Annotated in this window: 22 protein-coding genes; 12 read left to right on the top strand and 10 right to left on the bottom strand. The window is 71.3% G+C overall.

All coding sequences use genetic code 11. From position 1 onward, the window contains the following. Nucleotides 1-3 precede the first annotated feature (3 nt). The 4 genes from HUW46_RS47565 to HUW46_RS47550 all read left to right on the top strand — a co-directional run bounded on the left by HUW46_RS47565 (nucleotide 4) and on the right by HUW46_RS47550 (nucleotide 4,822). On the top strand, nucleotides 4-1,335 hold the full coding sequence (locus HUW46_RS47565; RefSeq protein ID WP_215545183.1) for a serine hydrolase domain-containing protein: 1,332 nt from the start codon (nucleotides 4-6) through the stop codon (nucleotides 1,333-1,335). After that, complete coding sequence (locus HUW46_RS47560; RefSeq protein ID WP_215545182.1) at nucleotides 1,332-2,579, top strand: MFS transporter; 1,248 nt, start codon at nucleotides 1,332-1,334, stop codon at nucleotides 2,577-2,579. Before HUW46_RS47565 ends, HUW46_RS47560 begins: the two co-directional genes overlap by 4 nt. Nucleotides 2,580-2,738: 159 nt before the next feature. Further along, nucleotides 2,739-3,533: a hypothetical protein gene (locus HUW46_RS47555; protein WP_215545181.1), complete on the top strand. Its 795-nt coding sequence runs from the start codon at nucleotides 2,739-2,741 to the stop codon at nucleotides 3,531-3,533. Nucleotides 3,534-3,607: 74 nt separating this feature from the next. Beyond that, nucleotides 3,608-4,822, top strand: a complete 1,215-nt coding sequence (locus HUW46_RS47550) for an FAD-dependent monooxygenase (protein WP_215545180.1) — start codon at nucleotides 3,608-3,610, stop codon at nucleotides 4,820-4,822. A 9-nt stretch (nucleotides 4,823-4,831) separates the two neighbouring features. Here HUW46_RS47550 and HUW46_RS47545 read toward each other — a convergent pair whose 3' ends face one another. Further along, nucleotides 4,832-5,662, bottom strand: coding sequence for a DUF4097 family beta strand repeat-containing protein (locus tag HUW46_RS47545; RefSeq protein WP_215545179.1), 831 nt, complete (start codon nucleotides 5,660-5,662; stop codon nucleotides 4,832-4,834). 783 nt (nucleotides 5,663-6,445) lie between these two features. Here HUW46_RS47545 and HUW46_RS47540 point away from each other — a divergent pair. The 6 genes from HUW46_RS47540 to HUW46_RS47515 all read left to right on the top strand — a co-directional run bounded on the left by HUW46_RS47540 (nucleotide 6,446) and on the right by HUW46_RS47515 (nucleotide 11,469). Next, nucleotides 6,446-7,345, top strand: coding sequence for an ArsR/SmtB family transcription factor (locus tag HUW46_RS47540; RefSeq protein ID WP_215545178.1), 900 nt, complete (start codon nucleotides 6,446-6,448; stop codon nucleotides 7,343-7,345). 182 nt (nucleotides 7,346-7,527) lie between these two features. Continuing rightward, nucleotides 7,528-8,466: an ArsR/SmtB family transcription factor gene (locus HUW46_RS47535; protein WP_215545177.1), complete on the top strand. Its 939-nt coding sequence runs from the start codon at nucleotides 7,528-7,530 to the stop codon at nucleotides 8,464-8,466. Continuing rightward, complete coding sequence (locus HUW46_RS47530; RefSeq protein ID WP_215545176.1) at nucleotides 8,463-9,122, top strand: response regulator; 660 nt, start codon at nucleotides 8,463-8,465, stop codon at nucleotides 9,120-9,122. Before HUW46_RS47535 ends, HUW46_RS47530 begins: the two co-directional genes overlap by 4 nt. Next, the gene (locus tag HUW46_RS47525; protein WP_215545175.1) at nucleotides 9,123-10,328 is read left to right on the top strand and encodes a sensor histidine kinase; all 1,206 of its coding nucleotides are present in this window, start codon (nucleotides 9,123-9,125) and stop codon (nucleotides 10,326-10,328) included. It begins immediately after the preceding gene. 117 nt (nucleotides 10,329-10,445) lie between these two features. Further along, entirely contained in the window at nucleotides 10,446-11,162 is a 717-nt protein-coding gene (locus HUW46_RS47520; RefSeq protein ID WP_215545174.1) for a hypothetical protein, read from the top strand. A gap of 43 nt (nucleotides 11,163-11,205) precedes the next feature. After that, nucleotides 11,206-11,469: a hypothetical protein gene (locus HUW46_RS47515; RefSeq protein WP_215545173.1), complete on the top strand. Its 264-nt coding sequence runs from the start codon at nucleotides 11,206-11,208 to the stop codon at nucleotides 11,467-11,469. A gap of 39 nt (nucleotides 11,470-11,508) precedes the next feature. Here the strand turns inward: HUW46_RS47515 and HUW46_RS47510 are convergent, their stop codons facing one another. From HUW46_RS47510 to HUW46_RS47470, 9 genes are all read right to left on the bottom strand, one after another. Further along, a complete protein-coding gene (locus HUW46_RS47510) occupies nucleotides 11,509-12,882 on the bottom strand; it encodes an alkaline phosphatase family protein (protein ID WP_215545172.1) in 1,374 nt (457 codons plus the stop codon). After that, nucleotides 12,879-13,961, bottom strand: coding sequence for a metabolite traffic protein EboE (gene eboE, locus HUW46_RS47505; RefSeq protein WP_215545171.1), 1,083 nt, complete (start codon nucleotides 13,959-13,961; stop codon nucleotides 12,879-12,881). The genes HUW46_RS47510 and eboE overlap by 4 nt, the downstream gene beginning before the upstream one ends. After that, nucleotides 13,958-14,821 (bottom strand): TatD family hydrolase, encoded by an 864-nt coding sequence (locus HUW46_RS47500; RefSeq protein WP_215545170.1) that lies wholly within the window; start codon nucleotides 14,819-14,821, stop codon nucleotides 13,958-13,960. The genes eboE and HUW46_RS47500 overlap by 4 nt, the downstream gene beginning before the upstream one ends. Beyond that, nucleotides 14,821-16,257, bottom strand: a complete 1,437-nt coding sequence (locus HUW46_RS47495) for an EboA domain-containing protein (protein ID WP_215545169.1) — start codon at nucleotides 16,255-16,257, stop codon at nucleotides 14,821-14,823. The genes HUW46_RS47500 and HUW46_RS47495 overlap by 1 nt, the downstream gene beginning before the upstream one ends. Continuing rightward, on the bottom strand, nucleotides 16,254-17,102 hold the full coding sequence (locus tag HUW46_RS47490) for an SCO3242 family prenyltransferase (RefSeq protein WP_215550523.1): 849 nt from the start codon (nucleotides 17,100-17,102) through the stop codon (nucleotides 16,254-16,256). The genes HUW46_RS47495 and HUW46_RS47490 overlap by 4 nt, the downstream gene beginning before the upstream one ends. Nucleotides 17,103-17,107: 5 nt before the next feature. Further along, a complete protein-coding gene (locus HUW46_RS47485; protein WP_254125624.1) occupies nucleotides 17,108-18,268 on the bottom strand; it encodes an inositol-3-phosphate synthase in 1,161 nt (386 codons plus the stop codon). Nucleotides 18,269-18,493: 225 nt separating this feature from the next. Next, complete coding sequence (locus HUW46_RS47480) at nucleotides 18,494-19,921, bottom strand: amino acid permease (protein ID WP_215545168.1); 1,428 nt, start codon at nucleotides 19,919-19,921, stop codon at nucleotides 18,494-18,496. Nucleotides 19,922-19,931: 10 nt separating this feature from the next. Continuing rightward, complete coding sequence (locus tag HUW46_RS47475; RefSeq protein ID WP_215545167.1) at nucleotides 19,932-21,074, bottom strand: aminotransferase class V-fold PLP-dependent enzyme; 1,143 nt, start codon at nucleotides 21,072-21,074, stop codon at nucleotides 19,932-19,934. Nucleotides 21,075-21,090: 16 nt separating this feature from the next. Further along, on the bottom strand, nucleotides 21,091-21,654 hold the full coding sequence (locus HUW46_RS47470) for a helix-turn-helix domain-containing protein (RefSeq protein WP_215545166.1): 564 nt from the start codon (nucleotides 21,652-21,654) through the stop codon (nucleotides 21,091-21,093). 115 nt (nucleotides 21,655-21,769) lie between these two features. Between HUW46_RS47470 and HUW46_RS47465 the strand changes: the two genes are divergently transcribed. Beyond that, nucleotides 21,770-22,573 carry a cyclase family protein gene (locus tag HUW46_RS47465; RefSeq protein WP_215545165.1) on the top strand — a complete coding sequence of 268 codons (804 nt, stop codon included), beginning with the start codon at nucleotides 21,770-21,772 and terminating at the stop codon, nucleotides 22,571-22,573. Next, nucleotides 22,570-24,198, top strand: coding sequence for a thiamine pyrophosphate-binding protein (locus HUW46_RS47460; RefSeq protein ID WP_215545164.1), 1,629 nt, complete (start codon nucleotides 22,570-22,572; stop codon nucleotides 24,196-24,198). The genes HUW46_RS47465 and HUW46_RS47460 overlap by 4 nt, the downstream gene beginning before the upstream one ends. Nucleotide 24,199 lies beyond the last annotated feature (1 nt).

The following is a 24,199-nucleotide window of genomic DNA, read 5'->3' as shown; positions in this document are numbered from 1 at the left end:
GCGTTGCCGCCCGAAACCGAGCTGACGACGGACACCCTTTCGGAGCTGCTGACCGAGTTGACCGCCGAGCACCGGGTGCCGGGCGCGCAGCTCGCGGTGCGGCTCGCGGGTCGCACCATCGAGGTCGTCGCGGGGGAGGAGACCGCCGGATCCGGGGTGCCGATGACCGAGTCGTCCGCGGTTCCGTTGGGATCGTTGACGAAACCGTTCACGGCGACGCTCGCGATGATGCTGGTGGACGACGGCGATGTCGAGCTGGACGCGCCGCTCACCGAGTACCTTCCCGAGCTGCGCCACCCGGTGACGCTCAGGCAGGTGCTCAGCCACAGCGGCGGACTCGCCTCGAACGTCCCCGAGCTGACCGACGACGGAATCAGCCGCAAACGCTGGATCGCCGAGCACTGCGGTGCCCGTGCGCTCGTGCACGAGCCGGGCACGGTGTTTTCGTACTCGAACATCGGATACCTGCTCGCGGGTCATCTCGTCGAGACGATCACCGGGATGACCTGGTCCGAAGCGGTCGGCTCCGTCCTGCTCCGTCCACTGGGGATAGAACCGTCCTTTGTGGTCGGAGCGCCATCCGCGCGGCCCGCGGTCGATGGGCACAACGTGCAGCTCGGCCTCGGGCGGGTGCGGCCGGTCGCGGCGCAGACCTTGCCGCTGGTGGAGGAACCGACCGGCGCGCTCGCGCTCAGCGCGGCCGACCTGCTGGTCTTCGCGCGCGCACAGCTCGACGGCAAGCTGCTCGGCGACGATCTCGCTGCCGAAACGCGCCGTGACGCGGTGGCGCGCTTCGAAGTCGGGCCGTTCGGCATCGCCGACGGCTGCGGGCTCGGCTGGACGCTCTACAACGAGGAAGGCACGACCTGGTGCGGTCACGACGGCAACGCCGAAGGCACCTCGTGCCACCTCCGGTTCGATCCCGCGGACGGCACCGTGATCGCACTCGCGACGAACGCGAACACCGGCATCGCGCTCTGGGAGGACCTGGTGACCGCGTTGCGCGAGCGCGGCGTCGGCGTCGCCAACTACCTGTTCTCCACCCTGCCGGACGACCCCGACCCGGTGCCGGGCGAGCCGGGCTGCGCGGGGACGTACGTGAACAACGAAGAGGAGTTCACGATCGTGGCCGAGAACGACCACTTCTTCCTCGCGCTCGACGGCGAGCGGCACTCGGCACTGACCTTCTTCCCCGGCCTGCGGTTCACCATGCGCGAACTCGACGGCGGGCGGATGACCTACACGGGCCGGTTCACGCGGGCTGATGGCACCGGTCCGATCGACGGGATCCAGGTGATCGGCAGGCTCGCGCGGAGAACCGGGAGAGCGCCGTGACCGAACGCACCGCGCCCCGGCCGCTCTACCGGAACCGGAACTACAACATCCTCTGGACCGGCCTGCTGGTCTCCGAACTCGGGTACGAGATAGCGCTCATCGGGTTCCCGCTGCTCATCATGGCGCAGTCGGGGTCCGCGCTGCAGATGGGCCTGGTGTCCACAGTGGTCGCGGTAGCGCACATGGCGGGCAACGTGCCTGCCGGGGTGATCGCGGACCGGTGGCACCGAGGCAAGGTACTGGTGACCTGCCAGTGCGTCCGGGCCGTCGCGATGACGTGCCTCGGTGCCACGCTGGTGTTCGGCGGCTACTCGTTCGCGGTGGTGCTGGCGGTCGCGGTCGTGGACGGGTTGTGCGGCGCGGTGTTCGAACCGACCGAGCAGGCGACGTTGCCGCACCTGGTCGCCGCCGAGCAGTTGCCGCGCGCGGTGGCGCGCAACACCGCGAGACCGTATCTCGCGACCCTGTTCGGCCCGGCGATCGCCGGATTCCTGTTCACCGTGCACCACACGGTGCCGTTCCTGGCGGACGCGGCGATGCTCGCGATCTCGTGCACGGCGCTGCTCTTCCTGCGCCTGCCCCGAAGACGGGCCGAGCGCGACCCGGCGGCGGGGCCCCGGCGCGCGCACCGGGATCTGCTGGACGGGTTCCGCTGGCTGCTCGGGCAGCGGGTGCTCAGAACCACCCTGGTGTGGCTGATGTGCTCGCAGATCGTGTTCAGCGGGCTGGTGATCATCATTCTGGTGCGCTCCGGGGAGGACGACATCGCGCCGGGCGGCATCGGCGTCATGATGGCGTGCTTCGGCGCGGGCGGTGTGCTGGGTGCCGCGGCCGCGGCGAAGCTGCACGCCGCCCTGCCTTCGGTGGTGATCATCATCGGGTTTTCGTGGGTCGCGGCCGCGTTGACGCTGGTGATGGCGTTCGTGCCGAGCGGTGTCCCGCTCGGCTTGGTGTTCGGCGCGCTCGTGTTCTTCCTGCCGGTGATGATCACGACCGTCACCACGTACCAGCTCGTGGTCACTCCCGACGGCCTGCGCGGGCGGGTCAGCGGCGTGGTCGGGTTCTGCGCCGGTGCGGCCAGCGCGGTGGGGCCGCTCGCGGGCGCGCTGGTCGTCGGTGCCGCCGGTGACGGGTCGTCGGGTGTCCTGCTGTGCGCCGGTGCGTTGGCCTGCGTCGCGATCGGAGCGTCGCTGAGCCCGAGCCTGCTCCGCTTCCCCACGGTCAGGCCGGTCGAACCGGACTGAGCCGGACCATGGACTTCGCTCTCCGGTCAAACACGTGGACGCGGCGCGGCGGAGCCAAGAAGGTGAACGTGTGCCGGAGGGGAATGGCACGCGTCCGAATACGATTCGCGCCGGGCGACTGCGTGCGCGTTCACCCGATTTCCCTAAGGAGAAAACTCCGTGTCAGCTGAATTGCATCGACGCAGGTTCCTGACCAACACGCTCGCCGCGGCCGCCGCGACCGGGGTCGCGGTGGCCGCGGCACCGTTAGCGAACGCCGCTGACGCCGGCGGCGCGTGCGACGATTTCCCGCCGGTGCCGGGCATGTCCGGCGACCGGCGGGCGAACGAGATGTGGTGGGACTACGAGCAGACCTTCTACTATGGACGGAACGACCAGGTGAAGGCCGCCTACACCGCGATCAAGAGCTTGACGAAGGACCCGAACGCCGGAACGCTCGGCACGTTTCTCGAGGACTACCAGGAATACCGGAAGAACGGCAGCTATCCGCAGGCGTTCGTCGAGCGGTTCCGGCCGGCGAAGGACGCGTTCGTCTACCTTTCCGAGCAGCAGCTGGCGATTTACGACCGGTACTACCACGACAACCCGGCCGGGCTCGCCGACGCGTTCGTGTACTGCGGGGAGGGCACGCTCTGGGACCCGCGGATGCCGGTCGGATCCAAGGTGCACATGATGAACGACCCCGGCGGCGAGCCGACCAAGGCCTGGCACGAGTGGCACTCCCTGTTGCGGCCCAACATCTTCTACGGCATCGAACCCGCGAAATGGGCCTACGTCGACAAGCTCCTCGGCCTCGCGTGGGCCGTCCAGTCCGCGGCGAAGCCGGTCAACGACACCCACAACCCGCCGCTGGACCGCAAGCTGGTCCGCGACATGAAGCGCCGTTGGCTCCGGTACACGCCGGACCAGCTGGACGAGCAGTTCGACTCGTTCCCCTTCCCGGCGGATCGCTGACCGTGCTCGAAGCGCCCCGGGCCACTCGGCCCGGGGCGTTCTGATGATGAGCGGACCGGGAGGGACGGACTGTGGTGACGAGGGCACGGGTCGCGATCGTCGGCGCGGGTATCGGCGGGCTGGCCGCCGCCGCGGCGCTGGTGCGCGCCGGATGCGCGGTCGAGGTCTACGAACAGGCGCCCGCGCTGCGGGAGGTCGGAGTCGGGCTGCACCTGGGCCCGAACGGCAGCAGGCTGCTGTACCGCTGGGGACTCGGTGACCGGATCCGCGCGGTGGCCTCGACCCCGGAGGCGATGGAGGTGCGGCACGCGGGCGACGGACGCGTGCTGGTGCGCCAGCCGATGGGGGACGAGTGGACCGAGAAGTTCGGCGCGCCATACCACACCGTCCACCGCGTCGACCTGCACCGGATACTGGCCGCCGAGGTGCCGTCGGAAAACGTGCACCTCGGGCGCGAGCTCGTGGACTTCGCCGAGGACGCCGACGGGGTCTCCCTGCGGTTCGCCGACGGCACCACGGCGACGGCGGACGTCCTGGTCGGGGCGGACGGCGTGCACTCGCGGATCCGCCGCGCGGTGGCGGGTCCGGACGTCCCGGTGTTCTCGGGGACGAGCGCGTTCCGCGGTGTGCTCGAGAGCAGCAGGCTTTCCGGCGCTTCGGGCGAGGTCATGTCGATGTGGGTCGGCGGCAGGGCGCGGCTGCTCTGCTACCCCGTGCGGGGCGGGGACCTGACCACGTTCGTGGTGATCGTCCCCGACGAGAGCTGGGATCGCGAATCCTGGAGCGCCGCGGGGGATCCGGCGGATCTCGCGGCGGCGCTCGACGGGTGGCCGCCCGCGGTCTCGGCGATCACGGAAGTGCGCGAGGTCCGCCGATGGGCGCTGTACGACCGTGAACCGCTGGAGTCGTGGGGCGGCGGCAGGGTCACGCTGCTCGGAGACGCCGCCCATCCGATGCTGCCGCACCACGGGCAGGGCGCGAGCCAGGCGATCGAGGACGCGGTCGCGCTCGCCCGGTGCGTCGGGGACGCCGCCGCGGACGGCTTCACCGGCACCGCCGCGGCGTCCGCGCTGGGGCGCTACGAAGCGGTTCGCCGTCCACACACGACACTCGTGCAGACCGGGTCGCGGGGCAGCGGCACGCTCAAGCTCACGGGGGAAGGGCCGAAGCGGGACGGCGGGGCGTTGTCCTCGATGGTGGACGACGTGGCCTGGTTGCACCACTACGACGTCGAGGTGGCACTGGCCGAAACCCCCGACGGATCGGGGGCGTCCGCGCCGCTTCGCTGACGCGGCGGCTCAGGTCGTGGTGATCTTGATCCCGCCGGCGCCCGCCCGCGCGTCCAGTTTCCGCGGCGCGCCCGTGGTGTTCGGCACGCCGGTCGTGACGGGCCCGCCGTCGTTCGCAGCCGTGACCTGGTAGGCCGCGTTCGGCACGGTCAGGTCGATGTCGCCGCTGTCGGTCACCGCGCGCACGGAACGCGGGTTCAGCAGGCTGAGCGCGACCGTGCCGGAACCGACCTGGACATCGCAGTCCCCGCCGATCCCGGCTCCGGTGACCCCACCGGAGTCGACCTTCGCGGACACCGCGCCGGCCACCTTGTCGAGCGAGACCGCGGCGGAGCCGGTCTGCACGGTGACCGCGCCGCCGATCGAGGCCAGCGTGATCTTGCCCGAATCGCTGCGCGCCGCCACCGGGCCCGGCACGTCGGTGATCGTCAAAGCGCCCGACGCCGCGGTGACGTCGACGTCACCGGCGACCCCCGCGTCGACGGTCACCGCGCCGGATTCCGTCTGCCCCACCACCTTGACCCGGTCCGGGACGATCACGTCGTAGTCGGCCTCGCAGTGGCGCACGCGGCACGCTTCGAGCACCAGCTGCTCGCCGTCGACCCGGCTCGTCCCGCCGGGCCGGTTGCCGCTGTAGTGCACTTCGCGGTGCACGCTCGTGGCGGTGCCGCGGTGGACGCGGACGCTCCCCGCGCCGGAGTCGAGGCGGATGCTGGTGATCTTGGTGGTGATCGCGGTGTCGTCGGCGAAGGACTCGGCGGGGACGCCGAGTTCGGCACAGCTGCCGAGGCCGAGCAGGCCGACGACCGCCATCAGCGATCCCGTTGCGACACGCGACATGCGAACTACTCCTGGACGAATTGAGGGGCCTGGTACGACGGCGACTGTATTGTCCGCGCGCCCGCGCCGCCTCGGCCGTTCGGCCAGAGTTTCCGCCAGGGGCGTGCCGGGCGGGCCGGACCCATTAGGCAGGCACCGGAACTCTCCGATACGATGGTTTGCTTCGTTTTCGCGGTAGCGGTGAACACCGCGGCCGCGCGAGCTGTTCGGGAATAATGCGGGAATAGGTTTCCGCAATGCCTATTCACGGCGGCGAAGCCCCGTTTTCGCAGTTCACGCGACCGGTTGGGCTGATCGTGGTACCACGATCAGCCCAACCGGTCGCGTGACCCGGCGCCGCGAGCGCGGGATCCGGTGAATGCCCTGCTCCAGCGGCCGTGCGGGCTGGTTCCGGTGCTCGGGCCCGTGCGGCAGGTGGTCCTCGGCCGCGCGGGACGTTCCGGACAACGGCGACACCCCGGGCGGGCGAACGCGGATCTCGCGCCGATAACGCAGCGGACAGGGAACTATCACGTTCTGTTGTCGAGTCGGTGCCACGTCGCTCGATGGAATGAAGAGCTTGGATGTGATCCAGATGGCCTATTACACCTAGTAATAACTTCTGTGTTGTGTTAACTTTCGGGTGAGGGTGGTTCCAACGGCGGAACGTTGCTGGAGCCTGGGGAGGTGCAAGCGCGGGGGACTCGATTCCCGTCACGCAGGGCCGGACCGCCCGTCGGTCGGCTGATCGGTTCGCCATTTCGAAAGGTGGCCGGTCGCCAATTGACTGCAAAGGGGGGTCTAGTGCTGCGCGTGGTGTTCACGCTCGAAGACTTCGTACGCCTGAGGATGACGCCGGGTCTGGGGCCGGTCGCGGAAAGCGTTTTCGCCTTGGACGCCTTCGGCAGACGCGGCGGACCGGCGCTCGAAGGATGGCGACGGCGGACCGGCGCCAGGCTGGGGGACCGGCTGGCGGAGGTGCACCAGCTGATCAGGGACGGCCGTCCGGTGCCCGATCTGCTCTGGCTGCTCGAAAGACGACGTGACGCCTCGCCGTCGAAACAGCTGAACACGGTGCTCGCGTTCTGCCGGGTCGCCGTGCTGCCCCACTGGAGCCGATTGCACGGACAGCTGGAGACCGATCGCGAAACGCGCGGGCGGCTCGCGATCAGCGGTGGTGTCGAAGCGGTGCTCGGCGCTCTGCATCCCCGCGTGCGGTGGAACGCGCCCGCGCTCGAACTGCCCGACGAGCCGGACGGGGAGATCCGCCTCGACGGCAAGGGTTTGCTGTTGTGCCCGTCCGCGTTCCTGTCCGGCACCGGCCCGGTCGTGCTCCGCGCCGAAAAGGAGTCCGGGATGCCGGTGATCGCCTTTCCCGCGCAGGTCGACCTGGCGGCGCTCACCGATCCCGGCGGCGAGAGCGAGCCGAACGAGCAGGTGCTCGGTGCGCTGGTGGGCGCGACCCGCGCGGCCGCGCTGTTCGCGCTGACCGAGAGCTGCACCACGGGGGCGTTGTCGCAGCGGCTGGGAATTTCGCTCGCGGGCGCGAGCAAGCACGCGACCGTGCTGCGCAAGGCCGGGCTGGTGACGACGACCAGGAACCGCAACACCGCGCTGCACACGTTGACCTCGCTGGGTGTCGCGCTGATGCAGAACGGCGCGGTCGCGGGCGCGCTCGGGTCGAGGCAGTCGGTGCCGGTCTGAACCAGCGCCGGACGAGTGCGCCTTTCGAGCGGCGCCCCAATTTCACCCGAGAGTCAATCCGGTGGAGGAAGATCACGGTTCGCCGGGAAACTCGCGAGGAGGACACGAGGAAGTGTCGGGGGCCTGCGGCACCACTGGGGTGAGGTAGTGCGCGGCCCCTCGCGCTCAGGAGGGGGCTACTGATGTTGCGCATCCACTTCACGGTCGAGGATCTCGCGAGACTGCGGATGGTTTCGGACCTCGGTCCCCTCACCGAAAGCGTGTTCGCGCTGAACCTGCTCGGCGGCGACGACACCGTGGCACTGCGCCCGTGGGCGAAGCGCGTGCGCGCCGAACTCGGCGCGGCGGCGCGGTTCGAATGGGTGCTCCGCGAGCACGGGCCGCTGCCCTCGCTGCTCCGGCTGGTCGGTCCCGGCGGGCCGGAGCGCGGCGACGCGCCGTTCGCCGGTCGCGGGGCCGCGGCGATCGCGGAGTTCTGCCGGACGGTCGTGCTGCCGTACTGGGGCAGGATCCACACGCACCTGGAACAGGTTCGCGACGCGAGGGGCCGGATCGTGATCGCCAACGGCCTCGAGAGCTTGTTCGGCTCGCTGCACCCGAGGCTGCACTGGAACCCGCCGGTGCTCGAACTGCACCACGGTCCGGACATCGACGTCCACCTCGGCGGGCGGGGTCTCCTGCTGAGCCCGTCCTTCTTCCTGCACGACCGCTCGTGCCTGGTGGTGGACGGGGTGGGCGAACAGGGGCAGCGGGGGCTCGCGTTCCCGATCGACGCGGCGATGAAGGCGGAGCTCTGGGAGTCGCGGGAACCGGACGACCAGGCACTCGGCGATCTGGTCGGGCACACCAGGGCGGCCGCCTTGCACGCGCTGAAAACCGGCTGCAGCACCGGGATGCTCGCCGAACGGCTCGGCATCTCGGTGGCGGGGGCGAGCAAGCACGCCGCCGTGCTGCGGCGTTCCGGGCTCATCACGACCACCCGTCAGCGGACGATGGCGTTGCACGAGCTGACGCCGCTGGGACGCGCGCTGGCGCAGAGCCACGAACCCGCGGCGCCGGTCGAAACCGCCGGTACGACGGTGCCGAGGCCGCGCGAGGTGTGGAACACTCACGTTTCGTGACTATTCGGTTGCTGGTCGCGGACGACCAGGAAATGGTGCGGCGGGGAATGCGCCGGGTGCTGGAAAGCCAGCCGGACATGGAAGTGGTGTGCGAGGCGGCGGACGGGGTGACGGCGCTGGAGCTCGCCGAGCGGTACCGGCCCGACGTGGCGTTGATGGACATCCGCATGCCGAGGCTGGACGGGCTCGAGGTCACCAGGAAGCTGGCCGGGCCCGACGCGGTCACGCCGGTCAGGGTGGTCGTGGTGACCACGTTCGATCTCGACGAATATGTCTACCCTGCCTTGCGGAACGGTGCCTCGGGCTTCCTGCTGAAGCGGTCCGGTCCGCCGCTGCTGGTCGAGGCGGTGCGCGCGGCGATGAACGGCGACAGCCTGATCAGCCCGTCGATCACGGTGCGCCTGCTGCGGCACGTGACCGACGCGAAGCCGAGTCCGCGGACGCCCGCCGAGCCGTTGACCGAACGCGAGATCGAGATCTCGGGCAAGGTGGCGCAGGGCCGGACGAACGCCGACATCGGCGCCGAGCTGTTCATCTCGGCCGGCACGGTCAAGACGCACGTCGCGGCGATCCAGCGCAAGCTGGGCGTGCGCAACCGCGTCGGGATCGCCGTGTGGGCCTACGAAATGGGCTACGCGCGCAGTCAGGCGTCCTAAGTGGATAGACGGGGTGCGGCGGCCCGCCCGCGCTTCTGGCGCAGGCGCGGGCTGTGGTGCACCGTGGCCGCGGTGTTCTTCCTCGGCCCCGCGTCGGTCGGGCCCGCCGGTGTCGTGCCCGCCGCGGTGTCCGCGCTGGTCGCCGTGTGCGTCGCGATCTGGCGCTGGCCGTCGGGGCGGGTCGGCTTCCCGGCCGCGGTTGCCGCCTGCTCGGCGGTGTCCTTGCTGGTGGACACGTGCTACGTCGACACGCCGACGATGGCCGTGCTGTGGCTGCCGTTCGAACTGGCCGCGCTGCTGGTCCTGCTCGGCAGGGTGATCAGGGTGGTGCCCTCGAACCGGGTGGTCGCCGTCGCGACGCTGGCCGGGCTCACCGCGCTCGCGCTCCCGCTGCGGTTCACCGCGCGCAACCCGTCGGTCGAGTGGGACGACTCGGTGATCCTGCTGGCGCTGGTCGTGTTCCCGCTCGCCTACGCGATCGGGGTAGGCGCCTACCTTCGCTCGCTCGACGCGCGAAGGGTCAACGCCGTCTCGGACGCGCGCCGCGAGCAACGGCTCGAGGTCGCCCGCGATCTCCACGACTTCGTCGCCCACGAGGTCACCGGGATCGTGGTCGAGGTGCAGGCCGCCCAGTTCGCGCAGTACGACGAACGGGAAGCGCGCGCGTTGTTCGCACGCGTGGAAGAAGCGGGTCTCCGTGCGCTGGAGTCGATGGACCGCACGCTCCAGGCGCTCCGGGACCCCGCCTCCGCCCAGGACGCGCGTCCCGCCCGGCTGTACGGCGTCGGCGATCTGCCCGAGCTGGTCGACCGGTTCGCCGCCAACGCGGCGGCCCGCGTGGAGTTCGCCATGGACGAGGCCGCGCCCGGCAGGCTCGACAGGGAGGCCGACGCGACGGCGTACACGCTCGTGCTGGAGGCGCTGACGAACGTGCGCAGGCACGCCCCCGCGGCGACGAAGGTGGCGGTCAGCGTGGCGTTCGCCGACGGGCCAGCGCTGGAGCTGTCGGTCGTCGACGACGGCGGCGGGCGGGGGCCGAAGCTCGCGCGCACGGGCGGCGGTACGGGCCTCGCCGGGTTGCGCGACCGGTTCGAGACGCTGGGGGGAACGTTGTGCACCGGGCCGGTGCGCACGGGGTGGGGGGTGCGTGGCTCGCTGCCCGTGCCCGAGCAGCCGGGGAATCGCGGCAGGCGGCTTTCCGGCTGAACCGGCGGTGCGATCTCTGCCGAACGGCAGATGTCACCGCGTGCCCGGTCGAGCATGCTGGGTGATGTTCGCTGTCCCCTCCGGAGAAAGAATTCGGTGTCGTTCCAAAGAATTGTGATGAGTGCGCTGAGCGTGGTGTGCCTCGCCGCGGCACTGAGCGCGTGCGGTCAGGGAAAGAGCGTCGCGGATTCGCAGAGCTTCGCCTTTTCCGGCCCCACGTTGACGATCGACGCGCGCGAGAGCACGGTGACGATCGACAACGGGGCGCCGGGGAAGATCGGCGTCGATCGGACGTTGAGCGAGGACGCCGGGCGCAACGGGTCCTCGATGGGGCTCGACGGCACGGTGCTGAAGCTGTGGGTGGAATGCGGCGGCGGGTCGGTCTACTGCGCGGGCAGCCACACCGTGCACGTGCCGCCGGGCGTGGCGATCGACCTGAAGAGCTCCGGTGGGCACGTGCGGGGCGTCGGCCTCGCCGGGAACATCACCGCCACCTTGCGCGCGGACGGCGTGCTCGATCTCGACCAGCCGAGCGGCGTTCTCGCGATCGACGCCGAGGGCGGCGGGATCACGGTCACGGGCGGCCGCTCCCCGCGCGTGTCCGCGGTGGCGGTGGCGGACGGAACCGTGTCGCTGTCCTTCGCCGTCCCTCCGGAACGGATCGAAGCGAAGTCCACCGGGGGCTCGGCCACCGTGACCCTGCCCGCCGGTCCGGAGACCTACCGGATCGACGGGCAGGGCATCAGCGGCTCGCCACCGAGCGACGCGGCGAGCAAGCGGACGGTGCTGGTGCAGTCGGACCGAGGAGAGGCGTCGGTGCGCAAGGCCGGGTGACCTCCGGGCGCGGGACCGAGCCACAGTGAACGAGGAGGATGTCATGGCGCAGCCCTGGAACCGGGAGCACGGCGACGGGCGCCCGCCGGAACGGGCGGAGCCGGACCACACCACCTCGAACGTGACCGATCTCCGGATCGTCCGCCTGGAGCGGGAAGCGGCGGAGCTCCGATCGGCCAACGAGATCCTGCAGGCGATCGCGAGCCATTTCGCGGATGTCGCGACACGATCGTCGACGGAGGACCTGTCGTACGGGCTCGGGTGCGAGCACTGCCGCCCGTTTCCCTTCCCCCGCCCGGAGCTCTGACACTCCACACCGGACGGACACTGTGGACGGTCTCGGTCGTCAGCGGAACCCCTGCAGGGACAGCAGCAGCGGGTGCACCTCGGTGGCGGCCAGCCTGCCTGGCGGCTCGGCGGCGCGGTCCGAGCAGAGCAGCACCGGACCGTCCCCGGCATTGTCCGGCAGCCTGCCGTGCGAACCGCGCACCCAGCGCGGATCGGTGGGGACCACGTTCATCGCGTACCGCAGCCCGGCGAACTTCTTCGCCAGGTTCACCCCCGCCTTGGCCTTCGCGAGCCGGTCCGCGGGGTCGAAGAACAGCTCCGCCGGGTCGTAGCCCGGTTTGCGGTGGATCTCCACGCCGCGCGCGAAGTCCGGCGCGCGGTCGTCGTCGGTCCAGTAGTAGTAGGTGAACCACGCGTCCGGTTCGGCCACCGCGACCAGGTCACCGGCGCGCTCGTGGTCGAGGCCGTACCTGGCCTGCGCCTCGCGGTCGAGGACCTCGTCCACCCCGGCCAGCTCGCCGAGCACCGCCCGCACCCGTGCCAGATCGGCGGGGTCCCGCACGTAGACCTGCGCGACCTGGTGATCGGCGACGGCGAAGGCTCGCGACGCCCACGGGTCGAGGTACTCCATACCGGCCTGGGTGTAGACCTCCAGCACGCCCTCGCGGCGTAGCGCGCGGTTGATGTCGACCGGGCGGCTGACGCCGGTGATGCCGTATTCGCTGAGCGCGACCACGGAGGCACCCCGGTCGAGCGCGTCGTCGAGCAGCGGGGCCAGCGCGTCGTCCAGTTCGCGTGCGGCGGCCGCCGAACGCGGGTCGTCCGGGCCGAAGCGCTGGTGGTCGTAGTCCAGGTGCGGCACGTAGGTCAGGAGGAGATCGGGACTGCGTTCCCTGAGCAGTTTGCGGGCGGCGCCGATGATCCACCTGCTGGAGGCCAGTGACGCCGTCGGGCCCCAGTACTGGAACAGCGGGAAGGTTCCCAGCTCCGCGGTCAGCTGGTCGTGCAGCCCGGCCGGGCGCACGTAGGCGTCGGGCGACTTGCGGCCGTCGGCGTGGTAGATCGGCCGGGGGGTCACGGTGACGTCGGTGGTCATGCCCATCGCGTACCACCAGCACACGTTGGCCGAGGTGTAGCCGTGGCACGCGGAACGCGCGGTCTCCCAGAGCTTTTCGCCCCGTACGAGCCGGTTGTGCTGGCGCCACAGGAAGATCTCGCCGAGATCGCGGAAGTACCAGCCGTTGCCGACGATGCCGTGCCGGGCGGGCAGCAGCCCGGTGAGGAAGGTGGACTGGGCGCTGCACGTGACCGCGGGCAGCACGGTGCCCAGCTCGGCCAGCCAGCCGCGGTCGGCCAGCGCGGCCAACCGCGGCATGTGCCGCAGCGCCTTGGGGGTCAGCCCTACGACGTCGAGCACCACGAGGGGTTTCATGAAGCGGCCCTTCCGGAGTCCAGTTCCCCGCGCGCCCAGCGCAGCTCGGCGGCGATGCCGCGGGCGAGGTCGTCCACCCCGCCCGGCAGCACGGTCCAGGTGTAGGTCTCGACCTCGACGTGCGGGTCTCCGCGGAGCCCGGCGAACACCGCGCGCAGCACATCGGTGGTGCCGCTCAGCGGCGCGGGCGGGGCGGTGTGCAGGGGAACGTGGAAGTGGACGCGCCACGGCCCCCGCGCGGGGAGATCGGCCGCGGGCAGGTCGTCCGAGGCCAGCACCGTGCCGTCCGCCGCGCGTTCGCGCACCTGGTGCAGGTACCGCGGTTCGGCGAAGGCGGCCAGCGCGGCCCGCGCGCACTCGGCCGCGGGCTCGGCGACGTGCAGTGCGGCCGACGCCTGCACCTTCACCACGTCGAACCCGGCTTCGGCGATCTGCCGCAGGGTGGCCGCCGGGTCGGCGAAGGACACCGCGAGGTGGCAGGTGTCCAGGCAGAGCCCGATGTGCGCCGGATCGACCCTGCCGGACAACCAGCGCAGCGCGTCGGCGACGGTGTCCAGCACACAGCCGGGCTCGGGTTCGACGGCCAGCCGGATCGGGCGTTCGCCGCGGTCGAGCACCTCGGTCAGCGTGGCGAGCGCCCGCGTGGCCGCGTCGTCGTCCGCCGGGGCCCACGGTTCGCGCCAGGCCAGTGGCAAGGTCGAAATGCTGCCGTACGCCGCGTCCTCGGCGAGCAGCCCGCCCAGCACGGTCACGCAGTCGAGCGTGTACCGCAGGCGCGCCCGCTCCGTCCACTTCGGATGGTAGACCGCGCGTTTGACCACCTCGTCGTGGAAACCGCCGTACGGGAAGGCGTTGAGCGTGCACACCCCGAGCCCGCGCGCGTCGAGTTCCGCACGGAACTTCGCCAGCACGTCGCGGTTTTCGGCGAGCCCGCGCGCGACCGGCGCGGCAAGCCACAGCCCGACACCGAGCAGGTCCTCGTCGCAATACTCGCGCACGCGGACCGAATAGCGGTCGAGCTGGGCGAGTATGCCTTCGAGGTCTTCGGCCGGGTGCACGTTGGTGCAGTAGGAGATCATTCGCGCCCGCCCCGGAGCACGGAATTGCCCTCGAACTCGCCCGCGGCGCCCTCGAACCCGGGCAGCGGGTCGAGCGTCAGCCTGCCGCTCTGCGCGAAGAAGTCCACCGGGTTCTGCCAGAGCACGGTGTCCACATCGGACTCGTCGTACCCGCTGGCGAGCATCGCCTGCCCGGTCTTCAGTGTTTTCAACGGATCCGAGCGACCCCAGTCGGCGGCGGAGTTGACGATCTTGCGCGCCAGGCCGTGCTCCCGCAGGATCGTCACCATCCGGTGCTCGTCCATCTTGGTGTCGGGGTAGACGGAAAAGCCCAGCCACGCCCCGGAATCGGCCACGATGTCCACGGTGACCTCGTTGAGGTGGTCGACCAGCACGCGCTCGACCGGGATGCCGGACTCGCGCACCAGGTCCAGCGTCCGCTTGGTGCCCTCGAGCTTGTCCCGGTGCGGGGTGTGCACCAGTACCGGCAGCTCGTGGTCCTTGGCCAGCTCCAGCTGGCGGGCGAACACCTCGTCCTCGTCCCGGGTCATCGAGTCGTAGCCGACCTCGCCGACCGCGACCACACCGTCCTTAGCCAGGTAGCGGGGCAGCACGTCGAGCACCTCGCGGCAGCGCGGATCGTTGGCCTCCTTGGGGTTCAGCGCGATCGTGCAGTGGTGGCGGATGCCGAACTGGGCCGCGCGGAAGCGCTCCCAGCCGATCAGCGAGTCGAAGTAGTCGGTGAACGAAGCGACACCGGTGCGCGGCTGCCCGAGCCAGAACGCGGGCTCGACGAGCGCGCGCACGCCGGCCGCGTGCATCGCCTCGTAGTCGTCGGTGGTGCGCGAGGTCATGTGGATGTGCGGGTCGAATATCCGCATCAGTGCTTCACCCTTCCCAGAACGGCGAGTGCGTCGGCGGGAACTTCGCGACCCGCCGCGCTCCGCTCCGCCGCGTAGTCCGAGACCATGCGGCACAGCTCGGCGTCGATGTGGTGGTCCAGCTCCGCGACCGCGGCCAGCGGCACCCCGGCGAACAGGCACTTCACCACGCCGTGGCGCCACGAATGGGCATCGAGGTGGCGTGCGGCGAATTCCCCCATGGCGGCGGCGACCAAGCGGATGTCGTTGGTGCGCAACGCATCGGCGATCAGCAGGCGCCCGGTGTCGGCGACGGCGGGCTCGGCGTCGCACAGCGCGTCGAGCCCGCGCAGCACGCCGCGGCGTTCGGCGTCGTCACCGTACCGGTAGAGCTCGGCCAGCTTGGCGGCGAGCGCCTCGGCGTCGAGCACCGCGGCCAGTTCGGTGAGCATCCGGACGCGAGCGCGGTCGTCGGCCGTGCCCGCGATCAGGCCGCGCGGATCGGCGGCGTCGACCGAGGCGCGGCCGACGCCCCGGCCCGCCGCGGGGAACAGCCTTCCGATCGCGGCGGGTTCGTCCCGGATCACGGCCAGCGCCCCGGTGACCCAGGGGTGCTCGGCCTTCGCGGGCATCGCCGAGGACAACGCGCGGAACGCGCGCGCCGCGACCTCGGGAGCGGCGTGGCTGTGCCGCGGCAGTTCGACCGCGGCCAGCCCGGTGTACCCGATCCGGTCCAGCGCGGCGAGCGTCGCGGGGAGGTCGAGCTGCCCGTCGCCGAACTCGAGGTGTTCGTGGACTCCGGGGAGCATGTCGTCGAGCTGGACGTTGAACAGCAGCGATCCGGCCCGGCGCACGCATTCGGCGGCGTCGGCCGGTTCGACCGCGACGCAGTGGCCGACGTCGAGCGTGACGCCGAACAGCTCGTGCTCGCCGAGCTGCTCCCGCAGTTCCAGCACCTGGCTCAGGTGCTGGACGAAATGCCCCGGCTCCGGTTCCATGCCCAACCGGACTCCCCGCGCCTCCGCGGCGGAAAGCAGGTTCTTGACACCTTCGCGAAGGCGGGCCGCGGCGGTCTCGTCGTCGAGGCCGGCCGGCTTGGCACCGGACCAGAACGAAACGCAGTCGGCGCCGAGCTCGGCCGCGATCCGCATTCCCCGTTCCAGGAAGTCGATGCGGGGCGCGGGATCGTCGGAAAGCAGTGTCGGGTGGTGCTTGTGCCACGGATCGAGCAGGTAGCGCGCGCCGGACTCGATGACCACCGTGGTCAGTCCGAGCGAGGAGAGCCGGGCGGCGAGGCGGTCGATCCGCGCGGGCAGGTCGTCGTCGTAGGGGTTGAGACGGCCGTGGTCGAGCGTGAGCGCGACGCCGGTGTACCCGAGATCGGCGAGCACGGCGAGCGCGTCGTGCAGGTGGTGGTCGGCGAAGCCGTTGGTGCCGTAGCCGAGTGAGAAGGTCATGTGGGACTTACCTTTCGCGACAGCTTGCGCGCGAGGGGCAGCGCCGCGGCGACCAGCGCGGCCTCGAGGACGGAACCGCGCGCGGTGATGGCGGCCTGCAACGGCACCATCCCGTGGATGCCGGTCTTGGTGGCCTCGCGCACCACCGGTCCCGACGGATCGGTGATCGCCGCGGCCTGCGCGCGGCCGACCAGTCCGGCGTACCCGGCGCCCGCGGCGAGGGAGGCGAGCCGGTGCCAGCCGGAGCGCGCGGAACCGCCGACCGCGAGTGCGGTGGCCGCGCGGCTGGTGACCAGTGCCGCCCGCGCGGTGGCGGGTGCGGAACCGCGTACCTCGCCGGTGGACAGGGCGGTGACGCCGAGCGTGTGCACGGCGAGCGCGGCGGCCGCCGCGCGGCCCGCACGGATATCGCCGCCCGCGCCGAGCATCGTGTCGAGCGCGCGGCACGCGGCCATGCCGATCGGACCGGCCGGGGTCGGCTTCAGCAGCGTGTCGTAGGCGCAGACCGCGCCGGCCAGCGGCACCGCCGTCTTCAGCGCCCGCTTGCCACCGCCGAGCGCGGCGAGACCCAGACCGGCCACGATCAGTGTCCCGCCGACGGCCAGTGCCCCCTCGGCGGAAATGCGCCCGGACGGAATGGGCCGCTCGGGCCGTTCGACGGCGTCCAGTTCGCGATCCGCCCAGTCGTTGAGCGCCATCCCCGCCCAGTAGAACGCGGTCGACGCCAAGGGCAGTACCCAGTTCCGGCCCCGCAGCGGGTTCTTCGCCGCGGCCGCGCCCGCCACCGTGTCCCCGAGCACAGTGAGGGCGGCGGGGGCGCGGACCAGCTCGGCGAGCGTGCGGATCCGGCTCACAACGCGCCCGCCCAGTCCCGCAGGATCCGGGTCTGCTCGGCGAACCGGTGCTCGTCGCCGCCGAGCGGGTCCTTGAAGAAGAAGCCCAGTTCGCCCAGCGCGCCGGTCCTTCCTGCCGCGTGCGCGGCGGCGGTGAACCGGGCGAGGTCGAGCACCAGCGGTGCGGCCAGCGCCGAGTCGTACCCGGTCCAGGTGAACTGCAGGCACATGCGCGCGCCGAGGAAGCCTTCGAACGACACGTTGTCCCACGCGGTTTTCGTTTCGCCGAGATCGGGCACGTTGTCGATGTGCAGTGGCGCGGTGACCTCGCCGCCGAGCAGCGCGGCGAGGCCGCGGGCCTTCGATTCGAGCTTGCTGTGCACCTTCGCCGGGTCGCCGAGGGTTTCGCCGTCACCACCGCCGAGCAGGTTGGTGCCCGACCACGACCGGACCCGCAGCGCGCGCGAGGTGAACATCGGGGCGAGCACGGTCCGCAGCAGCGTTTCGCCGGTCTTGCCGTCGCTGCCCGCGTACGGCAGCCCCAGTTCCGCGGCAAGGCCGCGCAGTGCGGGCAGGGTGATCCCCGGTGAAGGGGTGAACTCGACGTAGGGGCTACCCGCGCGCAGCGCCGCGTACGCCATCAGCGAGCTGGGCGGGAGCACGGCGCGCGCCGTGTCCTGAAGCGCGGCTTCGAGCAGCGCGAGGTCGGCGTGCTCGGGCAGCGCGGGGACCGGTGCCTCGGTGGAGGCGAGGTTGACCACGACCACACGGTCCAGGTCGTGCCGGGACGCGAACGACCGGATGTCCCCGGACAGCCGTTCGCTCGCGGAGGCCTGCGAGCCGGTGTGGGCGGCGGGGTGGTAGCCGTCGCGGATCTCGGCATCGATGGCGGCCAAGCCGTCGCGGACGGCCGACCGTACCGCGTGGCCGAACAACCCGGCGTCGGCCAGCTGCTCCGCTCGCTTCTCCAGCGAGGTGTGCGCGATGTCGTGGCCACCGACCACGATGTCGTCCCACGCGGGCAAGGGAACCTGGGCGAACTCGGGCAGTTCACTGACGCAGCCGGTCGGTTCGGCGATTCCGGCGCGCAACGCCAGCAGCCCGACCACGGCCGTGGTCGCTACCGATCCTTTGGCGCCCACCAGCCACAGACCGGTGCGCATAGCTCGCTGGGACATCGAGAACATACCTCTCCACGAAATGACGACGCCATGGCGTGAACGGCGGCCGGTACCGGCGCCACTCGCACTGGCCTGGTCGGGGTCGTCCTGAGCGGCCGACATCCCGGATGGAACCACCCGGGGGCGCCGCGGCGGTAGATCATTCGATCCTGAGGCAACTCGGTACCCCCGGCGTCGGGGCGCGCGACGGCCCGTTGCGGGCTCGCGCCGTCGTGACCTTGCTCAGGGGGATTCTTCGCGAGCGGTGAGCGTGGAGTCTTCGAGATCCGCTTCGTGCGCGTGCCTGCTCCGCCCGGTCAGGCGCAGCACCTGGTAGGCCGCCACCAGCAGGACGAAGAACGGGATGCCGAACTTCCACGCGGGGTCGAGCCCGTCGATCCAGAACGTGGAGACCAGCACCGTGGCGAGGAACGCGATGACGACGACGTTGACCACCGGCGCGCCCCGCAGCCGGACCGGCGACGGGGGCAGGCCCGCGCGGCGCCGCCGGATCCGGAACGCCAGGTGCGTGACCAGGATGATCATCCACACCACCATCGCGGCGAAGATCGAGATCCCGAACAGCACGAGGTAGGCGCCGGACTCGGAGTTCTTCGACAGCACCGTCGCGATGACGAGCCCGGCGGTGGACAGCACGAGCGCGTTGCGCGGTACCCCGGCACGGGTCAGCCTGCCCGCCCAGGCCGGGGCGAACCGGTGCTCGGCGAGGGAGTGCAGCATCCGCGTGGTGAGGTAGAGGTTCGTGTTCGCGCTCGAGAGCGCGGCCGTGAGGACGACGAAGTTCATCACGGTCGCCGCGGCGGGCACCCCGGCCGAGGTGAACACGCGCACGAACGGGCTCGCGGTGATCGAGCCGCCCGCGCTGGTCACCGTCCACGGCACGACGAGGACGACCACGAGCATCGCCGCGACGTAGAACAGGCCCAGCCGCAGCACCATCGCCCTCGCCGCGCGCGGGACGTCGCGGGCGGGGTTCTCCGATTCGGCCGCGGTGACCGAGACGACCTCCGTGCCGATGTAGCTGAACAGCACGAAGACCATCGCCAGCAGCAGGCCGGACACGCCGTTGGGCAGGAAACCGCCGCCGGTGGTCAGGTTCGCCGTGCCCGTCGCGGGGGCGTGCGGCAGTCCGAAGAACACCAGCACCAGCCCGAGTACGACGAACACCAGGATCGCGCAGACCTTGATCATCGAGAACCAGTACTCGAACTCGCCGAAGACGTGCACCGCCGCGGCGTTGACCGCGATCACCAGCAGCGAGAACACCGCGACCGGGAGCCAGAGCGGAATCCGCGGCCACCAGTACTGGACGTACACGCCCGCCGCGATCGTCTCACCGCCGACCGCGATCACCTGCATCGCCCAGTACGCCCAGCGCACCACGAAACCGCTGCCGACGCCGAGATACTTCTGGGCGATACTGCCGAACGCGCCCGCGGCCGGGTGCACCACGACCATCTCGGCGAGCGCCCACGAGATCACCAGCGCCACGAGTCCACAAAGGACATAGGCGAGCACGACGGCCGGTCCGGCGTGCGAGATCGCCAGGCTCGAACCGAGGAACAGGCCGGTGCCGATGGCCCCGCCGATGCCGATCATGGTCAGCTGCCTGCTCCGCAGCCTTCGCCGCAGCCGGTGCGTTTGCGCCATGCCGGACTCCCTACTGGCTCGCGCGGTACTCGGCGATCGCCCGTACGACGGCGTCGAGATCGGATTCGTCGTTGTAGTAGTGAAAGGACATCCGCAGCACGTCGCCGCGGGCGCTGCACACGATCCGCCGCGCGGCGAGGAACGCCGCCAGCGCGTCGGGGTCGGTGTCGACGAGGGCGACGAGCGGGCCGCGCCGCTCGTCGGTCAGCGGCGACCGCAGGCGTTCTCCCGCGTCGAGCAACCGCTGCTGCAGCTTGCCCGTGAGCACGCGGAGGTGGTCGCGCACGCGGTTCGCGTCCAGCCGGTGCACCAGCGACAGCCCGGCGACCGCGCCGTAGGCCGACGGGATCGACGGCGTCCCGGTCTCGAACCGGCGCGCGTGCTCGGGGTAGTCGAGGTGGCGCGGGTCGAACTCGAACGGGTTCGTCCGGCCGAACCAGCCCGTCAGCGGCGGGGAAACGTCGTCGCGCAGGCCGGGCCGGACGTACAGGAACGCGATCCCGGAAATGCCGAGCAGGTACTTCAGGCTGCCGCTCACGAGGTAGTCGCAGCCGAGCTCGGCCACGTCGACCGGTTCGACGCCGAGGCCCTGGTAGGCGTCGACGAACGTGCGCGCGCCACTTTCCCGTGCCAGCGCGACGATGTCGGACACTTCGAACCGGACCCCGTTGGCGTAGCTGATCAAAGGCACCGACACGAGCCGCGTGTCGCCGGTGAGCTGGGCGGCGTAGTCCTCGGCGTCGACGAGCCCGTCGTGGTGCGGGACGTACCGGACGTCGGCGCCGCGGCCCCGCTGGGCGAGCCAGACGTGAGCCAGCGACGGGAATTCCAGGTCGGTCGTGACCAGGCCCGGCCGCTCGTCCCACGACTGCGTCGACGCGACCTGGTAGGCCCCTTCGGACGCCGACGGCACCACGGCGATGTCGTCGGAGTCCGCGCCGATCAGCCGGGCGAACGACGCTCTCGCTTCGGCGACCTTCGCCATCCAGCTGTCCCACGGCGCCCCGTGTTCGCGGATCGTGTGCTGGAACTCGAAAAGCTCGGCCGTGAGCGCGTCGGAAAGGGCGCCCTGGCTGCAACTGGCGAGGTGCACCGTGTCGGCGAGGGCGGGGAAGCGCGCCCGGAAGGCGGCCGGGCTCGGGTGGTCGGTCACGACGCTCCGTTCGGGGTCAGTAGCTGGGCGGGGTGATCGCCGCGAAGAACGTGGCGGGGCCGGGGCCGTCGTTGCGGTAGCGGTGCGGCAGCCGCGAGTCGAAGTAGCACGAATCGCCGGTGGCGAGCCGGTGCTCGGCGCCGTCGACCTCGACCACGAGCGTCCCCTGCGTGACGACCACGCACTCCTGCGAAGGATGCGTCCACGGCTCGTCCGAGGACACGCCACCCGGTTTCAACGTCCCTTCGAGCAGTTCGAGCCGCCCGGAACCGGGGGACACGCGTTCGTAGCAGATCTCGCCGTGCGGCGACTGCTGCCGGAGCCTGCGGTCCTTGCGCACCACGGCCACCTCGGACCGGTCCGGTTCGGCGAACAGGTCGAACAGCGGTGTTCGCAGCGCTTTCGCCAGCGCGCGAGCGGTTTGCAGGCTGGGGTCGGTGATCCCGCGTTCAACCTGGCTGATCAACCCCGTCGACACGTCGGCCAGCTCGGCCAGCTCGCGGATCGACAGCGATTTCTCGGTACGGATACGCCGAATGCGCTCGCCCAGCCCGTCCGGTCCGGTGTCCGTTCTTGCCATGTCCGCGTCGCTCCAGTTGACTGTCCCGTCAGTACGATTGAACACGGTACCGTAGGGCCGGTCTACCGTGGGTGTCAACGATCGTCACCAGCCCGCGATACGAGAGGACGCATCCATGAGCACCTCCGCCGAGACCGCGGTCGAGAAGTTCCTGACCTGCCTCGCCGACGGCGGGCTGCGGGTCGTCGACCTCACCACGAAGCTCAGCGCGGACACGCCGACGCTGCGGCTGCCCGCCCCGTACGCGAACCTCATCGACTTCAGCCTCGAAGGCGTCAGCGAGTTCGACGACGCCGGTCCGCTGTGGCGGCACAACAACATCCACACCGGTGAGCACATCGGCACCCACCTCGACGCGCCGCGGCACTGGATCTCCAACCGCGACGGCGCCGACGTGTCCGAGGTCCCGGTCGCCCGGCTGATCGGGCCAGCGCACGTCCTCGACGTCTCCGCGCGGGTGGCCGAGGATCCGGACTTCCTGCTGGAGATCGACGACATCCGCGCGTGGGAAACCGAGCACGGGCCGCTGCGCGACGGCGGGTGGCTGCTGGTCCGGTCCGGCTGGGAGCGCTACGGCCACGACAGGGAGGCGTTCCTCAACACCACGGACGGGGTCAGCCACACTCCCGGCATCTCGGCCGCCGCGGCGCGCTGGCTCGCCGAGGAGGCGCCGATCGCGGGCTACGGCGTGGAAACCGTCGGGATCGACGCGGGCAACGGGTTCGCGCTCGACCCGCCGATGCCCGCGCACCACCACCTCCTCGGCGCCGACAAGTACGGCATCACCTCGTTGCGGAACCTCGGTTCGCTGCCGCCGTCGGGCGCGCTCGTCGTGGTGTGCCCGCTGCCGATCGTCGGCGGGACCGGCAGCCCGGCGCGGGTGCTCGCGGTGGTGCCCGGCGGGGATGGCGACTCGTGAACGTGGCAAAGGCCGTCGGCGCCGCGCTCGTCCGCTTCGGTGTCCGGCAGGCGTTCGGGGTCGTCGGGAGCGGGAACTTCCACGTCACCAACGGACTCGTCCGCGGCGGCGCCGGGTTCGTCGCGGCCCGCCATGAGGGCGGCGCGACCACGATGGCGGACGCGTACGCCCGGTGCAGCGGCGAAGTCGCCGTGGTTTCGGTGCACCAAGGATGCGGGCTCGCCAACGCGACCACCGGGCTCGGCGAGGCCGCGAAGAGCCGGACGCCGCTGATCGCGGTCACCGGCGAGGCCACCGATCCGCTGTCCAACTTCCACCTCGACCAAGATGGCCTCGCGCGCGCCGTGGGCGCGGTCAGCGTCGCGGTCCGCTCCGCGGAGAGCGCGCTCGCGGACGTGCGGCGCGCGTTCACGGTGGCGAGGCGGGACCGGCGGACCGTCCTTTTGCGACTTCCGCTCGACGTGCAGGCGGAGCCGTTCGACGAACGCCTCCTCGACGGGCTGACCGCGATCGAGCCGCTGCCGCACCCGCGTGCGGCCGACGAAGACGTCGAAGCGCTCGCCGCCGCGTTGCGACAGGCGGAACGTCCGGTGTTCCTGTGCGGCCGTGGCGCGCGCTCGGCACGGAAAGCGTTGGTGGAACTGGCGGATCTGTGCGGAGCGCTGCTCGCCGAGGGCGCCGTCGCGAAAGGACTGTTCACCGGCGAACCGTGGGGGATCGGTGTGTCCGGAGGGTTTTCCTCGCCGCTGACCGTCGAACTCGTCCGCGGCGCCGATCTCGTGGTCGGCTGGGGTTCCGCGCTCAACGACTGGACGACCGCGCACGGAAGGCTGCTCGGGCCGGGAACCACGCTCGTGCAGGTCGATCTGGATCCCGCCGCGCTCGGGCGCCACCGGCCGGTGGCGCTGGGCATCGTCGGCGACGTCGCGGGCACCGCCGAGGCCGTCACCCGGCGGCTCGACGGTCGCCGCGGCTACCGCACCGCCGAAGTGCGGACGCGGATCGCGAACGAGATCCGCTGGCGCGACCACGCGCACGAGGACACGGGCACCGCCGACGTGATCGACCCCCGCACGCTGTCGGCCGCGCTGGACGAGATCGTGCCGGACGACCGCGTCGTCGGCGTGGATTCGGGGAACTTCATGGGGTATCCGACCATGTACCTCGACGTCCCAGACGAGAACGGGTTCTGCTTCACCCAGGCGTTCCAGTCGATCGGCCTCGGGCTGGCGACCGCGACCGGCGCGGCGCTGGCCCAGCCGGACCGCTTCCCGGTCGCGGCGTGCGGCGACGGCGGGTTCCTGATGGGCATCGCCGAACTCGAGACCGTGGTGCGGCTGAACCTGCCGATGCTGATCGTCGTCTACAACGACCACGCCTACGGCGCCGAGGTCTACTTCTTCGAACCCGCCGGGGAACCGACCGGCACCGTGACGTTCCCGGACACGGACCTGGCCGCGATCGCGCGGGGTTACGGCTGCGACGCGGTCACCGTGCGCACGAGGGCCGATCTGGACGAGGTGGCGACGCGAGTCGCCGCTGGGCTCGATCGGCCGCTGGTGGTGGACGCCAAGATCAGCGGCTTCGCCGCGTGGTGGCTGCGGGCGGCGATGGCGCACCACTGAG

It is taken from the genome of Amycolatopsis sp. CA-230715 (assembly GCF_018736145.1).
Taxonomy (GTDB): Bacteria; Actinomycetota; Actinomycetes; order Mycobacteriales; family Pseudonocardiaceae; genus Amycolatopsis.
The sequence above is the reverse complement of the archived record's forward strand: the minus strand, read 5'-3'. Positions and strand labels throughout refer to the sequence as shown.

Coding starts and splice junctions, on each gene's coding strand:
- HUW46_RS47485 (WP_254125624.1), bottom strand. CDS start 18,268: ATGTCCCAGCGAGCTATGCGCACCGGTCTGTGGCTGGTGGGCGCCAAA.
- eboE (WP_215545171.1), bottom strand. CDS start 13,961: ATGATCTCCTACTGCACCAACGTGCACCCGGCCGAAGACCTCGAAGGC.
- HUW46_RS47500 (WP_215545170.1), bottom strand. CDS start 14,821: ATGCGGATATTCGACCCGCACATCCACATGACCTCGCGCACCACCGAC.
- HUW46_RS47465 (WP_215545165.1), top strand. CDS start 21,770: ATGAGCACCTCCGCCGAGACCGCGGTCGAGAAGTTCCTGACCTGCCTC.
- HUW46_RS47515 (WP_215545173.1), top strand. CDS start 11,206: ATGGCGCAGCCCTGGAACCGGGAGCACGGCGACGGGCGCCCGCCGGAA.
- HUW46_RS47545 (WP_215545179.1), bottom strand. CDS start 5,662: ATGTCGCGTGTCGCAACGGGATCGCTGATGGCGGTCGTCGGCCTGCTC.
- HUW46_RS47510 (WP_215545172.1), bottom strand. CDS start 12,882: ATGAAACCCCTCGTGGTGCTCGACGTCGTAGGGCTGACCCCCAAGGCG.
- HUW46_RS47535 (WP_215545177.1), top strand. CDS start 7,528: ATGTTGCGCATCCACTTCACGGTCGAGGATCTCGCGAGACTGCGGATG.
- HUW46_RS47520 (WP_215545174.1), top strand. CDS start 10,446: ATGAGTGCGCTGAGCGTGGTGTGCCTCGCCGCGGCACTGAGCGCGTGC.
- HUW46_RS47495 (WP_215545169.1), bottom strand. CDS start 16,257: ATGACCTTCTCACTCGGCTACGGCACCAACGGCTTCGCCGACCACCAC.
- HUW46_RS47480 (WP_215545168.1), bottom strand. CDS start 19,921: ATGGCGCAAACGCACCGGCTGCGGCGAAGGCTGCGGAGCAGGCAGCTG.
- HUW46_RS47470 (WP_215545166.1), bottom strand. CDS start 21,654: ATGGCAAGAACGGACACCGGACCGGACGGGCTGGGCGAGCGCATTCGG.